The sequence below is a fragment of the Pseudogulbenkiania subflava DSM 22618 genome (assembly GCF_900177275.1).
Taxonomy (GTDB): Bacteria; Pseudomonadota; Gammaproteobacteria; order Burkholderiales; family Chromobacteriaceae; genus Pseudogulbenkiania; species Pseudogulbenkiania subflava.
In genome coordinates this window covers 121,686-145,420 of sequence record NZ_FXAG01000009.1, presented here as the reverse complement: position 1 = coordinate 145,420, position 23,735 = coordinate 121,686, and the positions used below count along the sequence as shown (strand labels likewise).

Genomic DNA, 23,735 nt, shown 5'->3' with positions numbered 1-23,735 from the left:
CGCAAGCTACTCTCGATCAGAACGGAGGTATCTGCTGCTGACCTTGAGGACGTTTGCTGCATGCTCACTCAAATGAACGTGACAGGATAGTGAGTCCCCGAACAGGGCTATCGTACTTGCATGTTTCAGTAATGTTGAAAATTCGTCGGCATAATCTTCGGGTTTGATGAACTCCAGGATGCCGACTTTCCAAAGCTTGGCTCTGACTCTATGGTTGGCTTCGCATATCATGACGCGTACATGCCGCTTCTTCAGCTTGCCAATCACTTCATCGAGAGTTTGCAAGCCCGTGATGTCCATAAAAGGCACCCTACGTAGCCGCAAGATCAAGATGCGAGGGTCGGTGTGAGTTTGCAGTAGGGCTCGTTCAAAGTTTTCTACAGCCCCAAAAAAGAACGGCCCGTCAATTTCGTAGACCAAAACTCCGGCCGGTAAGTTGGTCAATCCTTGATCGAGCAGTTCTCTTTTAAGCTTCTCTTCCCCCATCTGTTGTACTTCTACCGCCGCCGCCATTCGACGCAAGAACTGCAGGATTGCCAGTATTACGCCGATGTTAACAGCGACCACCAGGTCCGTGAACACGGTTAGCAGGAAAGTAATCAGCAGGATCACCACATCCGCCCGAGGGGCACGCTTAACGATATGGGTGAAGTGCTTCAGTTCGCTCATGTTGTAAGCGACCACAAAGAGGATGGCAGCAAGAGATGCAAGTGGGATGTTGGCAGCCATGGGTGCAAAGAACAGGACAATCAGCGCCAGGGTCAGCGTGTGGGTGATGCCCGCCAAGGGGCTCGTACCACCATTGCGGATGTTAGTGGCTGTCCGTGCGATGGCTCCGGTTGCCGCAAAACCGCCAAACAGGGGGGCTACGATGTTGGCCAGTCCTTGGCCAATCAGCTCCTGGTTCGAGTCGTGCCTAACCCCTGTCATCCCATCTGCAACTACGGCGGAGAGGAGCGACTCGATCGCCCCCAGCATGGCAATGGTAAACGCAGGCCCCATCAACTCAATGACGCGTTCGGGTGTCACGGAGGGAAAGGAAAAATTTGGCAAACCTTGTGGTATGCCGTCAAAGGCGCTTCCAATCGTTGCAACGCCTTTAAAGTGAAAGATCGACTGCAAAAAAGTGGCCGCCACCATGGCCACCAGCGGCCCGGGAACACGTTGCAAGCCACGGATTCGGGAGGAGAACATCACCAGCAGCAGGCTGAAAAGGGCTACCCCAGTCGTGGCAATATGCAGATGCGGCAGCGCCAGTAGTAACTGCCAAAGCTTCTCGTGGAAATGGTCGCCAGAAATCTTTGGCAGGCCCAAAAAGTCACGCCACTGTCCAACCCAAATAATGACTCCGATCCCCGTGGTAAACCCGACGATTACGGGGGCGGGTATGAATTTAATCACTCCACCTAGCTTGGCCATCCCCATCAGCACCAGCATCAGCCCGGCCATCAACGTTGCAATCTGCAGTCCATCGATGCCATACCTTGCCGTCACGCCCGACAAGATGGCAATAAATGCACCGGTAGGACCTGCGATTTGAACCCGGCTGCCCCCTAATGCAGACACCATAAAGCCGCCGATGATGGCGGTGTAGAGCCCCTGTTCAGGACGGGCGCCGGAAGCGATCGCAAAGGCCATTGCGAGCGGGAGCGCCACCACGCCGACGATGACGCCGGCAATGATGTTGGGCAATAACTTGCCCCGCCCGAATTGCCCCGCCCGTTTGGCTTCAAGAATTGTAATCATCCTGCCCCGCAACAGTTTTGTCACACTTAGTCATGTGCATGCTATGTATTTTAAACACATACAGTATTATAATACAATTATAACAAAATGCACTGCCAGCATGTAGATACGTCTTCGAGCCAAAGCGGAGGCGCTCCTGCGGCACAGGAGGATCTACTGATGTCCCCCATGCCGAGTCGACTCGCTGGGTAAGATGCTTGTTCGGCCGACATTGCGGCCGTTTGGTTCTGAAGGCGAACGTTCTAGTTGGCGGAAGAGGACACAAATGGACGTTGTTGTACGAGAGATGTGTGGCGCCGATTACCCGGCCTGCTTGACTTTATGGAACCGGTGCGAAGGATTGGTGCTGAGGGAGCAGGAAGGCCCTGCCTCAATACTCCGCTTTTTAAAGCGTAACCACGGGATGAGCTGGGTTGCCGTTAGCCAGGGGGGGCTGATTGGCTGCATCCTGTGTGGCCATGACGGTTTAACAGGGTATCTATATCACTTGGCCATTGATCCAATGAGCCGACGACAGGGTGTCGGCGCTGTACTTGTCAAGCATGCCATTGATCGACTCGCCAACCAAAAGGTTGCACGAGTCAAGGTTTTTGTCTCAGCCAATAATATTGCGGGACAGTTGTTCTGGGCGCAGCAAGGATTCAACAAAGGTGATAGTGTTGATATTTATAGTCAAGAAATCAGCACACGTGTGAAGTGGTGGAACAATCCGGCTAGCTGGCAATAATAATATTGTAGGCCAGGCAAGAAAGATTAAGGAAAATGAAAGACTTCGCGCTGAAAGATTTTATTAGTGCAATGATTAAAAACCAAAGCGCACCAGGGGCGCCTTTTGTTTTTGAACACAATGATTCATTGTCTTTGCATTTTGACCTGTGTGCGATACAGAGTCAGATGTCATTTAAAGAACCAGACCGATTGGTGCTAAGTTATACAAGAACAATGATGGGCTTTTTGCTGCTCAATGCCTCCCCAAAACGAATAGGCATGATCGGACTGGGAGGTGGCTCGATGCCTAAGTATTGTTACCGGCACCTTCCCGATTGCCATGTCACGATCGCCGAGATTAATCCTGATGTAATTGCGTTGCGTGAAAAGTTTCAGGTGCCGCCCAATAATAGTCGCTTTGAAGTGCTCTGCATGGATGGGGCGGCCTATGTACACCATCAGAGCGGTTCGCTGGATGTGTTGATTGTCGACGGTTTCGAGGGGAGTTGTGTTCCGTCTCAGCTTAGCAGTCAGTCATTCTACGACGACTGCTATGAATGCCTTGAAGACGGCGGCGTTATGGTGGCGAATCTTTGCAGGGAGGATGCAAAATTTAGCGCCTATGTTGAGCGAATCAGAAAGTCTTTCGAAGGGGCTGTTACAATCGTTCTTTCGGAGGATTGCTTCAATAGGGTTATATTTGCCAGAAAAGGGAGTGGGTTGTTTTTGAATGAAGAAGCCCTGATCGAGCGTGCGGAGAAGCTGGAAATGATGCATGACCTTCGCTTCCTGTATATTGCCAAACAGATAATCCGGAACAAGTCGATCAATCTCTCCGTCGTGCAGTAATAGTATTTTGCTCAATACCGTCCAACCCATTAAGGTCGTTATCAGATTAGTATGAGTGCCGATTCCCAGCTTTACAAGATAACAATAACAGGAATGCTAGATAAATGCTGGTTTCCCTACGCTCTTGCCAGGAAAGCCTTTCATGATGGGTTCATCTTGGCGGATGCACAACATGCACCAGATAGATCGGTGGTTGTTGTGAAATGCTCTGGTGATATTGCTGCTCTTCTCGACTGGCTAATACATGGGGCAATACCGGCAACCAAAATAGCGAATGCTCACAAGGTTAAGCTATCTAAGGATGAAGCCAAAACCCTTGCCGTTGAGGCGTAATTTTAAGTTCAACGTTATTTTGTATGTATATTAAGTCAAAAAACATAGCTCGCTGGGAGAAGGGCACCAAATATTACATGACCTGGATCCAGCAGGATCTCTTTGGGGATTGGTATGTTTTTAGGGTGTGGGGAGTAAAAAACTCATTGAACGGGGAGGAATGCTATGACTGGGCTGAAAACGAGGCTGCGGCAAACAGGCGGCTAGATTCACTTATGAGAATGAGATTGCGAGATGGGTATCATTTGGCAAGCCCATAAGGCACGGCGATAAACTCATACGTCCCCATTGATTGGGAGAAAATGCTGCGACAACATTCTTCAATAAATGTTATCGCAGCGAATTTTTATTTGAATTTTATTATATGCTCCTCCTCTGGGCTTGTTATTTCACTAGCTGTGCGTCAACACAGGCCAGTGCAACCATATTGATGATGCGGCGAACAGAAGAAATGGGCGTGAGGATATGAACTGGCTTCGCCATGCCCATCAGAATCGGGCCGATCGTCACGCCATCGGCCGCCGAGACCCGCAGCAGGTTGTAACTAATATTTGCGGCTTCCACGTTTGGCATGATTAAGAGGTTAGACGAGCCCTTGAGCGTCGTCTCGGGCATGATCTGCTGACGAATCGTTTCTACTAGAGCTGCGTCTCCCTGCATTTCTCCATCGACTTCCAAACCAGGCAGGGCTGTTTGGATCAACGCCAGAGCTTCACGCATCTTAGACGCAGAAATAGTTCCCAGACTGCCAAAGCTCGAGTTAGACAGCAACGCAGCTTTCGGTTCAAGACCAAACCGCTTCATTGAATCGACTGCTAGAGCAGTAATCGTGGCCAACTGTTCTGCGTTCGGGTCAGCATTGACATAAGTGTCCGTAATGAAAATGTTGCCGGCCGGCAGGATCAGTGCATTCATCGCTGCGGCAACTTTATCCTTGCCGGCGTAGCCCAGTACGGTCTCCACGATGTCAAAGTGCTGGCGATAAGAGCCATAGGTGCCACAAATCAGCGCGTCAGCCTCGCCACGGTGAACCATCAGTGCACCAATTAGTGTGCTGTTACCAATCACCCGGCGACGTGCCTGCTCTTGGCTGACGCCTTTACGCTTGGTCAGCGCATAATAATCCTTCCAGTAATCACCAAAGCGTGGATCGGATTCGTTATTGACGACTTCAAAACCCTTTCCAACTTCCAGTTTCAATCCCAGTTTGGCAATGCGCTTTCCGATCACGGCCGGACGACCAATCAAGACTGGATGGGCAAGGCCTTGCGACACTATCTCCTGCGTGGCGTGCAACACCCGTTCATCTTCGCCTTCAGCCAAGACAACGCGCTTCATGTTTTGTTTGGCGGCGGTAAAGACAGGCTTCATGAACAAATTGGTCTTGTAGACAAACTGGGCCAACTGCTCGATGTAAGCATTCATATCGGTGATTGGGCGTGAGGCGACACCAGAATCCATCGCGGCCTTGGCCACCGCCGGGGCGATCTTTACTATCAACCGTGGATCGAACGGTTTAGGTATCAGGTATTCCGGGCCAAACGACAATTGTTCGCCACCGTAAGCCGTTGCCACGACATCGTTCTGCTCTGCCATCGCGAGGTCGGCGATCGCACGCACGCAGGCCAGTTTCATTTCCTCGTTGATGGTGGTCGCACCGACGTCCAATGCTCCCCGGAAAATAAAGGGGAAGCACAGGACATTATTCACCTGGTTCGGGTAATCCGAGCGGCCAGTGCAGGTAATGGCATCGGGCCGGGCGGCCTTTGCCAGCGGCGGCAGGATTTCCGGTTCTGGGTTGGCTAGCGCCAGGATAAGGGGGTCACGGGCCATGGACTTGACCATGTCTTGGGTGACCAACTTGGGCCCGGACAGGCCGAGGAAGATGTCAGAACCGACTATCGCGTCGGCCAACTTGCGCTGGCCATTGTCCTTGATTGCATAACGCCTCTTGGACGCATCCATCGTTTCGTCGCGATTTTCAAAGATCACCCCCTTCGAATCACAGACAGTAATGTTTTCGCGCTTCACTCCCAGTGCTACCAGCAGATCCAGGCAAGCAATCGCCGCAGCGCCGGCACCGGATGTCACCAGGCGCACTTCCTCAATGTTCTTGTTGATAACGCGTAGGCCGTTAAGAACAGCGGCGCTAGTGATGATGGCGGTGCCATGCTGGTCGTCATGGAACACCGGAATGCCCATGCGCTCGCGACACTTCCTCTCGATATAAAAGCACTCCGGCGCCTTGATGTCCTCCAGATTGATGCCACCGAAGGTCGGTTCCATTGAACAGATGATGTCGACCAACTTATCCGGATCATTCTCATTCAACTCAATGTCGAACACGTCGATGCCAGCGAACTTCTTGAACAGAACGCCCTTGCCCTCCATGACCGGCTTACCGGCCAGCGGACCGATGTTGCCCAAGCCAAGAACGGCGGTACCGTTGGAGATGACGGCAACCAGATTGCCACGAGCCGTGTACTTGTAGACGTTAAGGGGATCCTCCACAACAGCATTGCAGGCGGCGGCGACGCCAGGAGAGTACGCCAAGGCAAGGTCGCGCTGAGTAGCCAGCGGCTTGGTGGGGGCGACCTGAATTTTGCCTGGGGTGGGGTATTGATGATACTCGAGCGCACTTTGGCGTATTTGCTCGTCCATTTGCAGCGACTCCTTAGGCGGCGTACTCATTTCGGCGTGTTGGTTGCCAACTGCAACGTCTCAACATCGACCGGAGAAAAGGCCCTGGCATCCAATCTGTCAGTGGTCTCGTATCTTGTTCGAAGAAAGGCTGACAACCCGTCTCTGTGACGGATGTTGCCCAGTCATTAGGTGTCAGTGACCATGGCATGCCTCTCCCGTGCATATGCACAACATTATCATGTAATGGTAATGTAAGTAGCATTGTGGACGCGTTCGATGCACAGATCAAGCGCGGCATGTTCCAATACCAATGTGGGTGTTGCCCATGCCCATCCTCGCTGGGTGAAGCGTCGACCTCCCCGGCGATGCAGTGCTCACCGTCCTTGCGAAAGAGCTATTAACTTGCATAGTATGAACATGATATGATCTGTGAACACATACATGATTAACATAGGATGTTAATTGTTTTGAGGCTTTGCATGGAAAATCGAACCTCTCGGCTGTCTGTCCTGGTCGATCCGAAAAAGAAGGCCGCTTTCGAGCAGCTGTGCATGGAAGAAGACATGACCCCTTCCCAGGTCATCCGCCGGATGATGCGCGATTTCATCGAATGCCGGCTGGGGGAGACATGGAAGGACCAGGTTTTTGCGGACGGGAAGGTGGACGGATGAGTCCCGACATTTCTTTGCGCGCCATGACCATCCGTGACATAGATGCTTGTCTTGCTCTGATGCAAAACCCAAAAACCGAGGAGTTGCGCCACTGGATAGGCATGGAGTTATGGCGATTGCTGTCGCGCAACCCCACCCTCTGCTGGATCGCCCAAGAAAATGCACACGTCATTGGCGCCGTGTTCTGTGGCCATGATGGCTGGCGTGGTTATCTATATCACCTTGAGATTGCCGCTTCTTGCCTCCGTGCGAATGTTGCTTCGTCGCTACTGAGGAAAGTGAAAGAGCAGCTGGCATCGCTCAATATTCACAAAATGCATGTTCAGATCGAACAGGAGGATGCCGCGCGCTCCTTGTTCTGGCTGGACCAGCAGTGGGAAAAACGCGAGGACATCATGGTGTTCTGTACCGAACTGCCACGGCGGGTCAAACGGTGGGCCTCATGACGTCGAAGTCGCTCCCCATTGAGGTGACCGAATCGTTGAGGGTCACTGGCGGCCGTCAGGGCGAGCACTGGACCGTGCGTCTCAATGCACTTTGCCACCAAATGAATTTGCCTTACTGGATTGTTCGGGAACGTCCCGAAGAGATCGAGTTGGTGGTACAAGGATCGCTGACAAAAATCGAAGAGCTTGGGCAGGAAATTCTTGACGGTGCTCTCGGTTTCACGCCGAAGTCTGTTTCTCTCCAGAAACAGCAGTCTTTCTTGTATTTTCTACGACGCAAGCCGGATGCTACATGAGTCACTTTCCACCTCTTCACCGATTTGCAGATTTGCTGGCGGGCAGCCTAACCGGCAAGCCTTTCCTCTATGAAGAGGGTGGCAAGCTGTCTCTCTCCTTCGATATTTCTACCGTGCAGAGTCGTATGGACCCGGCACAACCGGACAGTCTGGTTCTGGGGTATACCCGCACGATGATGGGATGCTTGCTATTCAACCCCAAACCGAGACGCATCACCATGATTGGGCTGGGCGGTGGCTCACTGGCAAAGTATTGCCATCGTTACCTGCCGGATGCAGACATTTCCATTATCGAAATCAGTCAAGAAGTTATTGGATTTCGGAATGAGTTTGCGATACCTGCCGATAGCGCACGTTTCCACATCCATTGCGGAGACGGGGCAGAGCATATCACTAACTCCTCAGCAGAGATCGATATCCTGATGGTGGATGGTTATGATATTGACGGTCAGGCAAAGTCACTGTGCACTCAGCGTTTCTATGACGATTGCTTCGACGCCTTGGATGCACAAGGGGTCATGGTTGTAAATATGTGTGGGGGCGATCGACAAATTGGGAGTTATGTCTCCCGCATACGGCACAGCTTTAATGACAATACCGTAGTTGTTCAATCGGAAGATTGCACTAACAAGATCGTCTTCGCGATGAAGGGGAATGGCCTACGTTTTTCAGAAAAGCAGTTATTAGCGCAGGCACGATATCTGGAGAAGCATCACCCGATTTCCTTGCAGACCACCGCGCGCATGCTCACGGCAAGTCTTCGCAACGGTTATTTCTTGTCTAGGCAGAAAAACCATGGCTATCAAATATCTTCGTAGACTAACCGGTCATAAGCGAGATCTGCAGGCAGATCGCCATTTAGGCTACTCCTTGGCTTTTATTGCTGGAGCAATGAATGCAGGTGGCTTTCTTGCCATAGGACAGTACACATCACATATGACGGGGATTGTCTCAAGCATGGCGGATGCAACCGCCCTGGGAGAATCATGGGTGGTGCTCGCTGGATTCGTATCTGTTCTGGCCTTCTTGGCAGGGGCGGCCACTACAGCGCTCCTGATCAACTGGGCCAAGCGGCGATCATTACGAAGCCGCTATGCGCTCAGCTTGTTGCTGGAAGCGGCTCTCCTTCTCTTGTTCGGTCTGGCTGGTGCATATTTGGCGGAGGTCCGCGAGTTCTTAGCGCCAGCGACAGTGCTGCTGCTCTGTTACATCATGGGCTTACAGAATGCCATCATTACCAAAATCTCCGGCGCCGTTATACGTACCACTCATGTCACAGGGCTATCGACCGACATCGGAATCGAACTTGGGAAACTATTCTACGTTAATCGCAAGTCCACGCCACAGCCAGCAGTACTGGCTAATCGAGACAAGTTAAAGCTGCATACTATTCTGCTAAGCAGTTTCTGCGTCGGAGGTATCGTTGGGGCGGTTGGATTCAAGAGAATAGGATTTATTGCCACGATTCCGCTGTCGGTATGGCTGATGGTTCTGGCGACAGTACCTATCCTGGATGACTTTCGTTATCGTTGGCGTCTGTTATATCGTCGTCGTTGAGATCCAAACGCAGTATGTTTATGTCGGAAATTATTCATTTCATTATTCAAATAGGTCTTGGTACTCAATTGCAATGAATCTAATCAATCCTCAAATACAGGCCTGCGCCGAAGCGATGATGAGCTTCTCACTATTTATTTCCGAACCCAAGGATATCTTGATAGTCGGTGGAAATAATAGTTTTTTACCAATATTTTGTACGCAATGCTTTCCTGATGCCATTGTCACGATGCTGGAAGTGGACAAGAACACCTTGGCAATGCGAAATGAAGAAGCTGCGTCAAGCAATCTTGACAATCTCCGCGTGATTAACGCCGATGCAGGCATCTATCTAAGCCACAAGAGCAATGCTGTCGATGCGATCCTTTTGGACGTCTATAGCAAAAAAACCGTGTCTGCACCTTTGAGGCGGCAATTTTTCTATGACGGTTGCCATTTGGCATTGCGCGAAAAAGGCATCGTAGTCGCCAACTTTACCGGAGACTTGAAACGTACTGCAGCCTGCCGTGTATATCTAAGAGATACTTTTGAACGCCAGGCCTATCGGATGCTGACGAAAGGCGGGTCAAATTTGATCTCGCTAGCGTTAAAAGGTATGCCTATGCTCGATCTACTTGATATGAAAAAAAGAGCTCAGGAAGTACAGAAGAAAATCGGGTTAGATCTGTTTTTCTATCTGGAGCAGATGCAACAGTTGTGCCAACAAAGCCAGCTACAGAATGTTCAATAAATGGTGATTGCCGGAAAGGCATGCATTTGATGGCCAAGAGTAAAGTCTGGTAGCGATCAGGCGTTTGACTGGTGGCGAAAGATAATTCATGCGACTTTTAGGGAGGCTCTGCCTCCCATTTTTTTAATTTCAAGAAATTGGTTGTTCTAGCCGGCCCGAGAGACGATGCTAAATCTGCAAGAAGCGGTATCTTCGACAAGCCCTCAGAAAAGATGAGGCATCAAACCAATACGTGGCGTGTCTCTACAAAAAATTGATGAATTCGCTCTTCAATTTGTGGGTGAATCATCTTCACTGGACGATTCCCTTTCGGGCAGACGAGTCTTGGTGTCGTACCGAATAGGCGGCAAATCAACGGACGTTCAGCATACACTTCGCATCCGTTGCCAAGGTGTGGGCAGCTCAAATTCGCAAGCGCAATCTCATGATCACGGTCGCTCTTAATTGGAAGTCTTGCCATCTCGTCAGTGGAGGTCGTTACCGGTCCGCAGCAGTCATGGCAGCCCGGTTCACACTCGAAGGACGGAATCTGTGACCGGAAGAAGCGTATTTTTTGACTATTGATTGTCATTAAATGATATCCCTTGAAAAAATAGACTAGATTTAACCTAGACTTGCGATGAATCTGGCAAGGGCCGTTAGTCCGGAGACAAGCAAAACCACTACAATTATACCGGCAATCAAGATGTGCTTGAAGTTAAGCCCCTCAATCGATTTGCGGTGATCTTTGCTTCTGCCAACCCCCGTAAGTGCACGCAATATTGTCCTTACAGAATGAAAGATATTTCCCAAGCTGACCCATAAGCTTTCCACGAGAATTCCTTGATAACTATCACATTTTACGCAGCGATAGGATTAGCACACAAAAAGCCGAAAATCTTTCCGTTATGTTTCGTAGGCCGGTATTTTGCTAGCACTGTCTTTTATTTCACCATGGCAATACCGGAAGCGTTACTGATTGGCTTTTTAAGGGTCATCAAGGCGAGCTGTGAGTCCACTCCAAGGTTGAGCCGCTGCTTCAATGTTGGAGCGAGCACTTTCAGGATCTGTACCGGCAAGGCGCTGGTGAACTTGTAATCGGCGGCTTGCGGCCCGGCCACATAGGCAACCAGCGTGCCAAAATAGTGGTCTCCGAGATAGAACACAAACGCCCCAGAGCGGCTGACCACTCGCTCCGATATCAGCCCCCCGCCCTTAGCAAAAGTCTTGAAGCGGTTGTCACCGGTACCCGTCTTGCCGCCGACCATCACATGAGCGCCATTCGGCAGATTGAAGGCTCCGGCGAGTCGACGGGCGGTCCCTTGGTCGACCACTTCAGACAGCACTTGGCGAACCAGTTGTGGAATCTCGGGCGGCAACACTCGCTCACCCTTGTTTAGGGCATTGAACAACAAGGTGTCATAGGGCGTGTTAGCGGCGAAATGCAGGCTGTCAATGTGTGAGATCGGCAAGTGTACGCCATCGTTGACGACAATTCCCATCAATGCGGCCAAGGCTGCCGGGCGGTCGGCAGAGGCTCCAATTGCCGTTGCATAGGATGGCACCAGTGAATCGAATGGGTAGCCTAGCCGTTTCCACGCTTTATGTACCTGTTTGAAGCCGTCTGCTTCCAATAATTCCTTGATGCGTTTGTCCTGTGCGTGCTTTCGCCTGCTTTTGAACAGCCACTGGTAAACCTCCTGGCGCTCCTCGACGCTGGCTCTGACGATTTCGGAATAGCCCGCGGTCGGGTGAGCACGTAGATAGGCCAAGAGCCAGAGCTCAAGCGGGTGGATCCCGGCCAAGTAACCGCGATCCTGGAGATTGAAACGTTGCGGCGAGTAGTCATCATACAATTTGGCGAGCATTTCGTGATCACCGCCGGCCGTCGGCAGGTAGGTCGACATGAAGACAACGAACTGGTCCAGACTTGCATTCGGTGCAATGCTGCGGAAAATTACCGCGAGCCGCTTCGGGCTCGGATGGATGCCTTCCATCAGGCGGGCTTCTGACTCCTCGATACTCTTGCCTTGGTATTTGTGGTAAAACGCCGACAGAAAAGTGCGACCTTCACGGTCAGCGAATCGCCGCAAATACTCTTGACGCTGCGGGTTGTCCACGTTTTCCAGCAGTTGCTCACTCGAACCGGACGCTGGCTCCATGTAGTAATGCACCACGTCACGCATGAGCCGGATGAACACCAGGTTTACCGAGCGACGCACGGCTTCACGCACGGTGAGGGTTCGGAAGTTGTCGGCTTTGTCAAAGTTCTCGAACGTATGCAACCCACCGCCGGTAAAGAAGCTTTCTCCCGGGTTGGCAGAGTATTGACGCTGCAGCGAAGCTTCCAGCATGGCTGTAAGGCTACGGTCGGAAGCCTGTGCGAGATAATCGATCACCCAACGCCTGATAATTGACTCATGTGGTTCTGCCTGGATCTTTGTCAGTGCCTCCTTGCCAAGGCTGCCGTATTGCTTGTGCAGGTCGGCGATGATTTCCAGATAGTTGAGGAGCGTGCGCAGCTTGGCAGTTGAGCCGAGGTCAAGCTTGGTGCCATCGTTGATATCGAACGGCTGGTCGAAATTGTCAGCCTGTACCCGCACCTTGTTACCTTGCGGCGTGCTTTCAATCAACGTAAAGCTGTAGGTAACACCGTGCGGGTCGCCGTGTTCGAGCAAGTGCTGATCATTAAGGCCGACGGAATAGGCATAGTCCGGGTCACGCAACTTGATTAGCTCTGCCGTCACCTCCTGCTGCAATCTGGAGTCAAGCGTACTATTGACTGTCAGATCCAGACGATCCAGGTCGTACATCTGCGGAACGCCGAGGAGCGCGGCGAGCTTGATACGTACGGCGTTGACCCCCTTTCGTTCGATCGGAGGTTGGGTTGGCAATCGCACGCGTTCTTTCTGCTGACGGAGTGACTGCTTGAGTGCAGCGTCACGCAGCGCGGGAGTAATTACATTGTCTTTAGCCATCAAGCGCAGGTAAGAATTGGTCAGGGACTCGAGCGCCTTCATGTCACCGCTCAGGTAGTAGGACGGGCGGCGCTGCGAAATCATCAGGCTGAGCACCTCCTTGAACACCAGAGCACGCTCTTGCAACGGACCTGCAGGGTCATCGTTGAGTAGCCGGTTCACCTGTTTGAAATCCCGCCCGTACCAAGCCCAGAGCCCATCGCCGACCCCGGCGATTTCCCCGAAGCCGGCACGCGCGGCAAGTGGCACCGTATTGAGGTAATTGACCACTAGCTGCTGCCTCACGACGGTGGTGTCTTCTCCTTGCAGGTAAGCCCGTACCGAGGCCGAAACCATCTGACGCATCTTCTCTCTCGGCGAGTTGGTACGACCATCCGGCGAATGGCGGTATTTCTCGATCTGGGTAGCCAACGTGCTACCACCTGCTGGGTGGTAGCCTGAATACACTAGGTGTATCGCTTCGTCGCTTAACGCCCGGCCAAAGCGAGACCACTCAATTGCCGGATTGCGCTGAGGTGCCCCTTCGTCGAGCAAGCTGTGGTTTTCGATGTAGAGTAGCGCGTTGACCAGCGGGCGCGGCAAGGACTGGAAGTTGGGGTAAATACGCTGCGGAGCGTACGAAGCATAGATAGGCAAATGGTGGCTATCGATTAGCTTAAGCCCGGCCTGATCTTTTTCACGATAGGGCATGAACAGGCCCTGGTCGAACAGTTGCGCCATGCAGGAGGACTGCTGTGCCTGGGCCGCCACGGTAAAGCCCCGCGCCTGCAACCGTTCCACATAGTTCGGCAGGTTGGCGTAGCCGAGGCGCTGATCATACGGTCCGCCCCTCGTAGGGTAGCGGATTGAGTTGCTCTTCCCGGGGGCGACTTGAAAGGTCAGCTCTTGACCCAGACGGGTAAGAAATTTCGCCTGCCACCGCGAACTGTGGAATTCGTCGAGCACCAGAAAGACAACGATTGGTATCGTTACCAACAGGGTAACGGAGACTACTCGTTTTGCGGAAATTGATGATGGTTTCTGTACCTGCAGCTCTTCTTCTGAGGCGGCCATGGTTAGGATTCACCGTTGCTAGACTGATCAAGACTGCTTCGCAGCAGTACGCTACGCACTCCTGCGGCGGCTTCCCATCCCCCTTTGCAGCCAGTGTATCCAAGTTCAGGTTCGGTTATGCGTGCGTACGCAGCAGTACTCAATATTAAGAATAGAAGGTCTTTTGCAGTCGTCAGTCTCGTCGCGACTGGTTGCAAATAATGGTAACTGTATTATCATTTAAATTGCATGTATGGCCAATCGTATGATTGATCCATGATCCAGAATCTACCGCTCACACACCCATGGCAACGGGATTCGGCATGCGGCTTACGCCGACTCCTAACCCACCCGGTTACAGCGAAAACCGGAGATAAGCAGAAGATGATATGCAATTAGTCGATTGGTGGTCAGGCCTTCTGCCGCTGGACTGGATGCTGGTTGTCCTGACCGTTTGGTTGGCCATTGGAACGTTCGGTGTGCTTGCCTTACATCGATTTGCGCTGGTGGCAAAGGTGTTCTTCCCAATGGGGGCTGCCGCGTCGCTGGTACTTTGTGTGGCGGCGGCCAGCGCAATGGGAGGGGCTGCCGAAGTCGCCGAGTTACCGTTCGGCTTGCCTGGACTAAATTTCCATCTTCGGTTGGATAGCCTGTCAGCGCTGTTCCTGATGGTGTTAGGGGGAGTGACAACAGGTGTTTCACTGTTTGCCGCCGGTTATTTTCGCAAGGGAGAAGGCACACCACCAGGCCTACTGTGTCTTCAGTACCACCTATTTCTTGCCAGTATGGCGTTGGTGGTTTTGGCTGACGACGCCTATGTCTTCATGGTGATGTGGGAGACGATGGCGCTATCGTCATTCTTTCTGGTCACCGCCAATCATCGCATCGCCGAAATACGGCAGGCTGGCTATCTCTATCTACTACTGGCACACGTTGGTGCTATCGCGATTCTCCTGTGCTTCGGGGTCTTACAGGCCAATAGTGGTGACTACACCTTCAACAACATGCGCGCACAGCATCTGTCGCCTTTTTGGGCCTCCATAGCATTCTTGCTGGCGCTATTCGGTTTCGGTGCAAAGGCAGGCATCTTGCCACTGCATGTCTGGCTACCGGAAGCGCACCCGGCTGCGCCATCCCCGGTTTCCGCATTGATGAGTGGGGTGATGTTGAAGACAGCCGTTTACGGCCTGTTGCGTGTGACTTTTGACCTGTTGTCCGTTCAGTTGTGGTGGTGGGGGGTATTGCTGCTGAGTGTCGGACTGCTTACCGCGCTGTTCGGGGTGGTGTTCAGTGCGGTGCAGGTCGATATGAAGCGTTTGTTGGCCTACTCGTCGATCGAGAACATCGGCCTGATCATGGTCGGCATGGGCCTCAGTCTGCTGTTCTATGCGTATCACATGTCCGCCTTGGCTGCGCTGGCACTGGCTGCTGCCCTCTATCATGTGGCTAGCCACGCGGCCTTCAAAAGCCTGTTGTTTGTCTGTACGGGTTCAGTGCTGCACGCGACCGGAGAGCGTAACCTCGGGCGACTCGGAGGGCTGATCCGTTACACGCCTTGGGTAGCATGGTTGTCGTTGATTGGCGCACTGGCCAGCGCCGGCTTGCCTCCACTCGGCGGGTTTGTTTCCGAATGGCTACTGCTGCAAAGCTTCCTGTTCACCCCCGGGCTTCCAAATAGTTTCCTCAACATGCTGATTCCGGTGGTTGCCGCTGCCATTGCGCTGATCGCGGCGTTGGCCGGATACACCATGGTCAAGTTTTTTGGCGTGATCTTCCTGGGGCGGCCACGTGAAGAAAAGTTGGCGCAGGCACATGATGCCGGTACGTTGGAGAAAATAGGCATGCTGTGGCTTGTTGCCATCTCCATATTGCTTGGGCTTATGCCTTCACAGATCTTAAAGGCAATCAGCCCTGTAATAAAACAACTCAGCTTATTCGACCTCTCGCCATCTATTGCGGCTAACGCATGGTGGCTCTTGGCTCCGATTTCCGTTGCGCGAGCCAGTTATGGACCGGTTATTTTCCTACTAGGGGTGGCTGCGAGCTGCACGCTCGCCTACATATTAGTCCGCTTGTTCTATCATGGTCGGTTACGTCGATCGGCTCCATGGGACTGTGGTTACCCCTTGCAGAACGCACGTATGCAAGATACCGCGGAAGGCTTTGGGCAACCGATTCGGCAGATATTTGAGCCGTTCTTCCGCATGGAGCGTGAGTTACCGTCACCATTTGATGCCCAGCCACGTTACCGGGTCTTGGTCGAAGACCCTCTTTGGTACTGGTTATATCTTCCGATTGCGCGCTGGGTCGAGCGCATTTCACAGTGGGTGGGAATGCTTCAGAAGGGCCGGATTGCGGTTTACCTGCTGTACAGCTTCCTCACTTTGGTTGCGCTGCTTCTAATGGCAAAACAATGAACCAATATGGAATGCTGTCTCAGTTGCTCGATGTGGTTATGGCTTTGTTGCTTGCACCACTCCTGACCGGCTGGCTGAACCAATGGCGCGCATTACTGCAGAATCGTAGCGCTCCGGACTTGATACAGCCATACAAGGTGCTGCATAAGCTTTTTTTCAAAGAGTCGGTGATCGCCGATCATGCTTCACCGTTGTTTCGTATGGTGCCTTACCTGGTATTTGGCTGTATGACGCTGGCCAGCGCCATTATCCCGATGCTGTCAACCGACCTTCCTCTCGCACCGGCGGCAGATGCGATTGCCTTGGTTGGTTTGTTCGCTATTGCTCGCACGTTCATCTCTCTCGCGGCAATGGACATTGGTACGGCGTTTGGGTCACTGGGAGCGAGGCGAGAAATGCTGATAGGGTTTCTAGCCGAGCCGGCCTTGCTGACTGTCCTATTTACTTCATCGTTGATCACGCGCTCAACGTCCTTGACCAGTATGGTCACGAGCATGAGTCACAATAGTTTTGCCATCTATCCCAGTCTTGCTTTTGCTGGTATCGCATTTGTGATGGTTTCACTGGCAGAAAATGCCCGTATCCCGGTCGACAACCCGGCTACCCATCTAGAACTGACCATGATTCATGAAGCACTAATACTTGAATATTCCGGCCGCCATCTTGCCTTAATGGAATGGGCGGCAAGCCTGAAACTATTTGCTTATTCCTGCATTGGCTTGGCGATCTTCTTTCCATGGGGTGTGTCGACAAGTGCTTCACCGCTTGCCTTGATGATGGCGTTGCCAGTGCTGGTCGTGAAGCTTGCCATTGGTGGCGCACTGGTTGCCGTGATTGAAACACTGAGCGCCAAGATGCGCATCTTTCGCGTGCCGGAATTCCTCGCCACAGCTTTTATGCTTGCCGTGATGGGGATGCTGGTTCATTTCCTGTTAGGGGCGTAATCATGCCAAACTTGGTCGGTCAACTGATCAATCTGCTGGCTTCAATCCTGCTGATTCTGTCTTTCGCCATGCTGTCCCAGCGGCGCATTCTGTCGCTCATCCGCCTATTCACATTTCAGGGCGTCACACTGGTCGCGGCAACGATATTGCTGGGTTATTCGACAAATCAACCTCATTTGTATTACTCGGCAGCGCTGACTCAGGTATTGAAGGTCATGGTAATACCTACCTTGCTACACCGGCTGATTAATCATCTGAACGTGAGATGGGATACGGAAACTTTGATCAACATTCCGACCACTATGATGATCGGCATCATCCTGGTGATCTTTTCCTTCAATCTGGCAGCGCCAATATCCAGCTTATCCACATCCATTGCGCGCAGCACGCTGGGGATCGCACTGGCCTGTGTATTGCTCTCGTTCATGATGATGATAACTCGTGCGAAAGCGGTTCCTCAAGTAATCGGATTCCTGTCGATGGAAAATGGCCTTTTCTTCTCGGCCACAGCCGCCGTATATGGCATGCCGATGGTCGTTGAGCTAGGGATTGCCCTTGATGTTCTAATGGGTATTCTGATTCTTGGTGTGTTCATGTTTCAAATTCGTGAGCGCTTCGACAGCCTGGACATTAGCCATCTGGAGAAATTGAAGGAAGATTAAGATGAATTGGCTGCTACTGATGCTTATCATTCCTTTTGCCGGTGCAGGCGTACTCGCACTATATGGCGGACGTGAGCGCGCACCCGAAGTAAATTCAGCTTTCAGCTTTGCAACCTTTATTGCGGCCGCGATGCTTACCTCCAAGGTCATTGCCGATGGTCCCCTTTATGCGCTTGAGCGGCAGTTCTTCATCGATCCTCTCAATGTTTTCCTGGTTACATTGACCGCTTTTGTTGCATGGACCACGTCACTTTTCTCCGGCCCTTACATGCGCATTGAAAGCGACCACGGCAAGATGACTCCACGCCGCATGCGGCTCTATCATAGCATGTACCAATTGTTTACCTGCGCCATGCTGTTGGCACTTACCACCAATAATATGGGGCTCTTGTGGGTAGCGATGGAGGGGGCAACACTTGCCACGGTGCTATTGGTGAGCATATATCGTACCGCCGCGAGCCTGGAAGCGGCCTGGAAGTATTTCATCCTGTGTGGTGTTGGTATCGCCCAAGCACTGTTTGGCACTATCCTTCTATACTTGGCGGCCGACCGTGTGATTGGTGCGGGTACAGGAGCGTTGCTCTGGACCAACTTGGAACAAGTAAAAACACACATGGAGCCGACCATCCTGTCCTTGGCCTTCGTGTTCCTGCTGGTCGGCTATGGCACCAAGGTTGGCTTGGTTCCCCTGCATAACTGGTTGCCCGACGCCCATGCGGAAGGCCCGACCCCCATCTCCGCCGTACTGTCTGGCCTATTGTTGAACGTCGCACTCTATGCCGTTCTGCGCTGCAAGGTACTGGTAGATGGCGCCCTTCAAAACCACATGGCCGGCAACATGATGATTGGGTTTGGCCTGCTGTCGGTATTGATTGCGGCATTCTTCCTCTCGCGGCAAAAAGACGTCAAACGTATGTTTGCCTATTCGTCTATCGAGCACATGGGCCTCATCACGTTTGCGTTTGGAATCGGAGGCCCCATCGCCAACTTCGCAGGGCTATTGCACATGACCGTTCACTCGCTAATCAAGTCGGCCATCTTCTTTGCCGTTGGCCATGCTGTGCAGAAGGCGGGCACGCAGACAATGAGCCGGATTACGGGGCTTCTGAGCATCAGCCCCACGGTCGGTTGGGGCTTGATGCTGGGCTCCCTGGCCATTCTTGGCATGCCACCGTTCGGCGTGTTTGCCAGCGAATTTTTGATCCTGACCACCGCCATGCGCGAATTACCTTGGGCGACGCCGCTCCTGTTACTCGCCCTCGGTGTCGCCTTCGCGGCGGTTTTCCAACGGGTGCAGCCGATGGTATTCGGTGAAACTACAGCAAAGCCACTCCAACACCCCCCTGCACTGATCCCCGTATTCATGCATCTGGGGCTGGGGTTAATGCTCGGCCTTTATATACCGCCCTACTTGGTTGCGTGGTATCAACAAGCCGCACGCATGATTGGAGGCTAAGTGATGAAACTGTGCGGAGTCGAAGGGCAGTTTGAACGGTTACCGGCGCCGCTGCCTATGTGGCGCGCATCAGTCGATTTGAAACAATGGGTTGGTGCCGCAATGGCAGTGAAGGAAACAGGGGGGCGGTTACTGTCGGTCTGGGGAACTGACCAACGCTCACGGGACGGACACTTCGTAATCTCTGCGGCCTACGCCGTTCAGGAAGGCCTGGTTTGGCTAGCATTGCCCCTAGGGGAGAGTGAAACGGGTTTCCCCGATCTTTCCACCGTATTTCCGGCCGCGTCCCGTATGCAGCGCGCAATGGCGGATCTGCTCGGGGTGCATGCCACGGGGGTGTCCGATACTCGACCGTGGTTACGCCACAATGCTTGGCCAGCCAACTACTTTCCACTGCACGAGGGGGCGACGGGAGATGAACATTTTCCTGAGTATCCCGCCGAAGAATATGCATTCACGCAGGTCGAGGGTGATGGCGTACACGAGATCCCAGTAGGTCCGGTACATGCAGGCATCATCGAACCAGGACATTTCCGCTTCTCCGTCGTTGGGGAAAAAGTTCTACGTTTGGAGGAGCGCCTCGGTTACACCCACAAAGGGGTGGAGAAACGGTTCGAACAGACCCCGCCCTTGCTGGGACATCGTCTTGCCGGGCGCATCTCGGGTGATTCCACCGTCGCCTATGCGTGGGCCTACTGCATGGCGCTGGAGTCGGTTGTCGGAGTCAAGACGACAGAATCAATTCAGTGGGTTCGCGCGTTGCTGCTGGAACGGGAACGGATAGCAAATCATTTGGGGGATCTCGGCGCGCTCGGTAACGATGCAGGGTTTGCTTTTGGACTCTCCCAGTTCTCCTTGCTGAAAGAGACGTGGCTTCGACAAAACAAGAAGCTATTCGGGCATCGGTTCATGATGGATTGCATCGTACCAGGTGGCGCCGATGTCTCATTCAGCAAGGCCTCTCACGACGAATTGTTACGTCAATGTGATGAAGTCGAACGAGACGTGCATTTGTTGCATTCTATTTACGAAGAGCATGGCGGACTACAGGATCGCTTCATTGGCGCAGGCCGGGTTCCTCCATCGTTAGCGGCGGAACTGGGGGTATGTGGCCTTGCGGGAAGAGCCAGCGCTCAATCCTATGATTTGCGCGCCGACCAGCCGTGGTTGCCATATGACCAACTCGATGTACAAATGGTCACCCACCGCAATGGCGATGTCGCCGCACGTGCCATCACTCGATTTGAAGAAATTTATGAATCTCTACGGCTGATCCGGAAAATCTGCGAACACCTACCTCAAATCATGCATCAGACGAAGCATGAGTTTGCCCATTTGCATGGTTATGGAATAGGCTGGGTAGAAGGATGGCGCGGCGACGTTCTGATTGCACTCGAACTCTATAATGGGGAAATCCGGAGATGTCATTGCCATGATCCGTCCTGGCACAACTGGCCAGCACTGGAACACGCCATTATCGGTAACATCGTGCCTGATTTTCCGCTCATCAACAAATCGTTCAATCTCAGTTACTCGGGACATGACCTCTGATGTGGTACGTTCTCAAACAAATCGGTCGCATTGGTATCCGTAGCGAGGATCCGCCCGAAGTCGACAATACCCTCCGTGTTGAGGCTGAGCACATTCAGTCCGCAATCCTTCAAATCATCGGCCAAGCACTGATGATCCGCCAAGTGGATGCCGGCTCATGCAATGGTTGCGAACTAGAGATTCAAGCACTTAACAACCCCTGCTACAACATCGAAGGTTTGGGCATCAAGTTCGTGGCCAGTCCACGACATGCCGATATGCTGTTGGTGACTGGTCCGGTCTCGCGTCACATGGAGACAGCTTTACGCCGAACCTACGAGGCGATACCCGAACCCAAATTGGTGGTTGCCATTGGTGATTGTGGTTGCAACGGTGGCATATTCGGAGAGAGCTATGCATCGTGCGGAGGCGTATCGAATGTTTTACCTGTCGATGTCGCCGTGCCAGGTTGCCCACCTGAACCGATTGAGATTTTGCGAGGGATTTTAACCGCAGTGCAGCGCCGTCCCCCTGATCAATCTAAGAGAAATCGGCTCATGGATGGCCAGTTCTCACCTAGATACAACTAGCGCACAGTTATTGGTTTCCTGTGCTCATATTTTCCCCGCTCGGGAATCGATGGCTTACTAGTTTCGTATCTTTTCCCAATAATATGAGCCATTACATGGCTGACTCGAACGAGATGGATAATGTCACCCCCTATGAAGCCCTTTTTATGTCCAAGACGATGAATAATTGAGCTCGATTTTGTGTAATCGACTGGCGTATGCATGGCTAACCTCCAGCTCGGAACTCCATGACATCTGTTGGCCATTTTCCAATCGGCACGTGTCGGATTTATTCTAAGCCACCGTTGATGAAAAGCAGGAGCTTCTGGATCTAGCCAAAAAAGCCAAGCAGGGGATTGAGGATTGCTACTACCCGGTTGGCCAGTCGGGACACCGTGTAGGCGTTCATCGAACACCTCCTTTTCTTTACCCGGCGCAGCACGAAAGCTGCTTCACGTCCTTGCTGAAAGTTTGCGCCGCGAGCTTCAGACCTTCGACCGTCGTCAGGTAGGGAAACAACTGGTCAGCCAGTTCCTGCACCGTCATTCGGTTGCGGATGGCGAGCACCGCCGTCTGGATCAGCTCGCCCGCCTCCGGGGCCACAGCCTGTACGCCGATGAGTCGTCCGCTTCCTTCCTCGATGACCAGCTTGATAAAGCCGCGTGTGTCGAAGTTGGCTAATTTTGCCCATCCCCCAAAAATGTAAAATCAGCGAATGGAGTAGGATTGGCTGTTGGATTACCGTCTTTTCAGGGGGTGGGGGGTCAATGCCGCGAAATTAAGCCAAGCCGAGCTGGTTTCGCGGTAAAATGTCAACATTAATTCAAAGACTTAATACCCAAAAGCGATGAACACCTCGGCCCCTATATTCCCAATCGATCTATAAAATTACTCAAACCATAGCTTCCGAGGATTTTATTCATCGCCATCGCCGTAAAGAAGTCGACTTCACCCGCCGCAGCCTCTTTACCTTCGAACGCGTCGTCGGCGTTTTGCTGACCACCTTGATGCGCTCACTCCAGGTCGAACTGGATCAATTCTTCGCCCATACCGACCTTCCGGATGGCCGGATCGCTCGAGACGACGCGTTTCGCATGGCGCGCAAGAAGCTGAAGGCTTCCGCATTTACCGAGCTCAACCAGCTCATCGTCGCCGACGCACCCACCACGGCACGATGGCACGGCTATCGCGTTCTGGCCGCCGATTCCACCACCCTGATGCTGCCGGCCACACACCCCGATACGCGCTCGGAAGACAAGGGGTTCAATTGCTATCACTATCCGGGCGGGCTTTACAGCCTGGCACGCGGCGCGGGTTTGTGCGATACCGCCACCGGCCTGATGCTGCGCGCCGACATCGCGTCGGACGCAAAAGGCGAGCGCGACATGCTGGTCGAGCAGCTGGAGCAGGTGAAATGCGACGACCTGCTGGTCCTGGATCGTGGCTACCCGGCCTACTGGTTGTTTGCCCTGCTCAACCAACGTGGCCATACCTTCTGCATGCGGCTCACCACCTCATTCAACACGGCGGTCAAAAGCTTTGTCGCCTCCGGTCGCGTCTCCGCAATCGTGGCCATCAATCCCGGCAAGGAGCAACATCCGACCTTCAAACAGCACGACTTGCCGATCAAACCCTTCTCGCTTCGGCTGGTTCGTGTTCTGCTGCCCAGTGGGCAGATCGAGGTGCTGGCAACCAATCTGCTGGACGACACGGCCTATCCCGCCGCCGACTTCGCCGAGTTGTATCATCGCCGCTGGCGAATCGAGGAAGCCTTCCGCCATCTCAAATCCCGGCTGAAGCTGGAGCAATTTGGTGGCGAAACCCCGCTGGCAATTCGGCAGGAATTCCACGCTACCATTCTGCTACACAACCTGGCGACACTGGCCGCCATGGACGCCCTGTCGCAACGGGGAGAGACGGAAATACATACCTTCAGCGTCAACCTGACGCACGCCAGCCACCTGATTCGCCTGCACTTGCCACGTTTGCTGGCCAGTCCGGAACAGCGCACCTCGCTATGCCAACTTCTGCTGGTGCTCATCGCCAAGAAGATCACCCGCCGCCGGCTTGGGCGATGCGGCACGCTACGCAAGCCGGATCGAGAGAAACCTCACCCACACCGGGCCTATAAGTAATTGTTCCGATAATGGAATCGCTTAATTTCGCGGCATTGGGATCCCCCTCCCATT

Annotated in this window: 23 protein-coding genes; 17 read left to right on the top strand and 6 right to left on the bottom strand. The window is 52.9% G+C overall.

Going from position 1 to position 23,735, the window contains the following annotated elements; translation table 11 throughout:
- Positions 1 to 6: 6 nt before the first annotated feature.
- Positions 7 to 1,770 carry a SulP family inorganic anion transporter gene (locus tag B9N72_RS10350; protein WP_234985942.1) on the bottom strand — a complete coding sequence of 588 codons (1,764 nt, stop codon included), beginning with the start codon at positions 1,768 to 1,770 and terminating at the stop codon, positions 7 to 9.
- Positions 1,771 to 2,011: 241 nt separating this feature from the next.
- Between B9N72_RS10350 and B9N72_RS10345 the strand changes: the two genes are divergently transcribed.
- From B9N72_RS10345 to B9N72_RS21735, 4 genes are read left to right on the top strand one after another with little or no spacing between them, the layout of a single operon-like run.
- A complete protein-coding gene (locus tag B9N72_RS10345) occupies positions 2,012 to 2,473 on the top strand; it encodes a GNAT family N-acetyltransferase (protein ID WP_159453038.1) in 462 nt (153 codons plus the stop codon).
- 35 nt (positions 2,474 to 2,508) lie between these two features.
- Complete coding sequence (locus B9N72_RS10340; protein ID WP_143477802.1) at positions 2,509 to 3,303, top strand: fused MFS/spermidine synthase; 795 nt, start codon at positions 2,509 to 2,511, stop codon at positions 3,301 to 3,303.
- A gap of 51 nt (positions 3,304 to 3,354) precedes the next feature.
- On the top strand, positions 3,355 to 3,636 hold the full coding sequence (locus tag B9N72_RS20760) for a hypothetical protein (RefSeq protein ID WP_143477801.1): 282 nt from the start codon (positions 3,355 to 3,357) through the stop codon (positions 3,634 to 3,636).
- 23 nt (positions 3,637 to 3,659) lie between these two features.
- Positions 3,660 to 3,896 (top strand): WGR domain-containing protein, encoded by a 237-nt coding sequence (locus tag B9N72_RS21735; protein WP_143477800.1) that lies wholly within the window; start codon positions 3,660 to 3,662, stop codon positions 3,894 to 3,896.
- Positions 3,897 to 4,020: 124 nt separating this feature from the next.
- Here the strand turns inward: B9N72_RS21735 and B9N72_RS10335 are convergent, their stop codons facing one another.
- Positions 4,021 to 6,297, bottom strand: coding sequence for an NADP-dependent malic enzyme (locus B9N72_RS10335; RefSeq protein WP_085276318.1), 2,277 nt, complete (start codon positions 6,295 to 6,297; stop codon positions 4,021 to 4,023).
- Between the two features lie 461 nt (positions 6,298 to 6,758).
- Between B9N72_RS10335 and B9N72_RS10330 the strand changes: the two genes are divergently transcribed.
- The 6 genes from B9N72_RS10330 to B9N72_RS10305 are packed head-to-tail and all read left to right on the top strand — an operon-like array spanning position 6,759 to position 9,979.
- Positions 6,759 to 6,950, top strand: a complete 192-nt coding sequence (locus tag B9N72_RS10330; protein ID WP_085276341.1) for a CopG family transcriptional regulator — start codon at positions 6,759 to 6,761, stop codon at positions 6,948 to 6,950.
- The gene (locus B9N72_RS10325; protein WP_085276317.1) at positions 6,947 to 7,396 is read left to right on the top strand and encodes a GNAT family N-acetyltransferase; all 450 of its coding nucleotides are present in this window, start codon (positions 6,947 to 6,949) and stop codon (positions 7,394 to 7,396) included. Before B9N72_RS10330 ends, B9N72_RS10325 begins: the two co-directional genes overlap by 4 nt.
- A complete protein-coding gene (locus tag B9N72_RS10320) occupies positions 7,393 to 7,692 on the top strand; it encodes a hypothetical protein (protein WP_085276316.1) in 300 nt (99 codons plus the stop codon). The genes B9N72_RS10325 and B9N72_RS10320 overlap by 4 nt, the downstream gene beginning before the upstream one ends.
- The gene (locus tag B9N72_RS10315) at positions 7,689 to 8,510 is read left to right on the top strand and encodes a spermine/spermidine synthase domain-containing protein (RefSeq protein WP_085276315.1); all 822 of its coding nucleotides are present in this window, start codon (positions 7,689 to 7,691) and stop codon (positions 8,508 to 8,510) included. The genes B9N72_RS10320 and B9N72_RS10315 overlap by 4 nt, the downstream gene beginning before the upstream one ends.
- Positions 8,488 to 9,249 carry a YoaK family protein gene (locus B9N72_RS10310; RefSeq protein WP_085276314.1) on the top strand — a complete coding sequence of 254 codons (762 nt, stop codon included), beginning with the start codon at positions 8,488 to 8,490 and terminating at the stop codon, positions 9,247 to 9,249. Before B9N72_RS10315 ends, B9N72_RS10310 begins: the two co-directional genes overlap by 23 nt.
- Complete coding sequence (locus B9N72_RS10305; RefSeq protein WP_159453037.1) at positions 9,206 to 9,979, top strand: class I SAM-dependent methyltransferase; 774 nt, start codon at positions 9,206 to 9,208, stop codon at positions 9,977 to 9,979. Before B9N72_RS10310 ends, B9N72_RS10305 begins: the two co-directional genes overlap by 44 nt.
- A 220-nt stretch (positions 9,980 to 10,199) precedes the next feature.
- Here the strand turns inward: B9N72_RS10305 and B9N72_RS21730 are convergent, their stop codons facing one another.
- From B9N72_RS21730 to B9N72_RS10290, 3 genes are all read right to left on the bottom strand, one after another.
- Positions 10,200 to 10,550, bottom strand: coding sequence for a YkgJ family cysteine cluster protein (locus tag B9N72_RS21730; protein WP_085276312.1), 351 nt, complete (start codon positions 10,548 to 10,550; stop codon positions 10,200 to 10,202).
- Positions 10,551 to 10,582: 32 nt separating this feature from the next.
- A complete protein-coding gene (locus B9N72_RS21725) occupies positions 10,583 to 10,792 on the bottom strand; it encodes a DUF2970 domain-containing protein (protein WP_159453036.1) in 210 nt (69 codons plus the stop codon).
- Between the two features lie 110 nt (positions 10,793 to 10,902).
- Complete coding sequence (locus B9N72_RS10290; RefSeq protein ID WP_085276310.1) at positions 10,903 to 13,989, bottom strand: transglycosylase domain-containing protein; 3,087 nt, start codon at positions 13,987 to 13,989, stop codon at positions 10,903 to 10,905.
- 368 nt (positions 13,990 to 14,357) lie between these two features.
- Here B9N72_RS10290 and hyfB point away from each other — a divergent pair, with 368 nt between their 5' ends.
- From hyfB to B9N72_RS10260, 6 genes are read left to right on the top strand one after another with little or no spacing between them, the layout of a single operon-like run.
- Positions 14,358 to 16,385: a hydrogenase 4 subunit B gene (gene hyfB / locus B9N72_RS10285; RefSeq protein WP_085276309.1), complete on the top strand. Its 2,028-nt coding sequence runs from the start codon at positions 14,358 to 14,360 to the stop codon at positions 16,383 to 16,385.
- Positions 16,386 to 16,396: 11 nt separating this feature from the next.
- The gene (locus tag B9N72_RS10280) at positions 16,397 to 17,329 is read left to right on the top strand and encodes a respiratory chain complex I subunit 1 family protein (RefSeq protein ID WP_200810939.1); all 933 of its coding nucleotides are present in this window, start codon (positions 16,397 to 16,399) and stop codon (positions 17,327 to 17,329) included.
- A 2-nt stretch (positions 17,330 to 17,331) separates the two neighbouring features.
- Positions 17,332 to 17,991, top strand: a complete 660-nt coding sequence (locus tag B9N72_RS10275) for a formate hydrogenlyase (protein WP_085276307.1) — start codon at positions 17,332 to 17,334, stop codon at positions 17,989 to 17,991.
- 1 nt (position 17,992) lies between these two features.
- Positions 17,993 to 19,447: a hydrogenase 4 subunit F gene (locus B9N72_RS10270; protein ID WP_085276306.1), complete on the top strand. Its 1,455-nt coding sequence runs from the start codon at positions 17,993 to 17,995 to the stop codon at positions 19,445 to 19,447.
- Positions 19,448 to 19,450: 3 nt separating this feature from the next.
- Positions 19,451 to 20,998: a hydrogenase large subunit gene (locus tag B9N72_RS10265; RefSeq protein WP_085276305.1), complete on the top strand. Its 1,548-nt coding sequence runs from the start codon at positions 19,451 to 19,453 to the stop codon at positions 20,996 to 20,998.
- Positions 20,998 to 21,567 carry an NADH-quinone oxidoreductase subunit B family protein gene (locus tag B9N72_RS10260; protein ID WP_085276304.1) on the top strand — a complete coding sequence of 190 codons (570 nt, stop codon included), beginning with the start codon at positions 20,998 to 21,000 and terminating at the stop codon, positions 21,565 to 21,567. Before B9N72_RS10265 ends, B9N72_RS10260 begins: the two co-directional genes overlap by 1 nt.
- A 405-nt stretch (positions 21,568 to 21,972) precedes the next feature.
- Here the strand turns inward: B9N72_RS10260 and B9N72_RS10255 are convergent, their stop codons facing one another.
- Positions 21,973 to 22,248: a hypothetical protein gene (locus B9N72_RS10255; protein WP_456107095.1), complete on the bottom strand. Its 276-nt coding sequence runs from the start codon at positions 22,246 to 22,248 to the stop codon at positions 21,973 to 21,975.
- Positions 22,249 to 22,424: 176 nt separating this feature from the next.
- On the opposite strand from B9N72_RS10255, the gene B9N72_RS10250 reads away from it, so the two are divergent.
- Complete coding sequence (locus B9N72_RS10250; RefSeq protein ID WP_143477797.1) at positions 22,425 to 23,681, top strand: IS4 family transposase; 1,257 nt, start codon at positions 22,425 to 22,427, stop codon at positions 23,679 to 23,681.
- Positions 23,682 to 23,735: the final 54 nt, after the last annotated feature.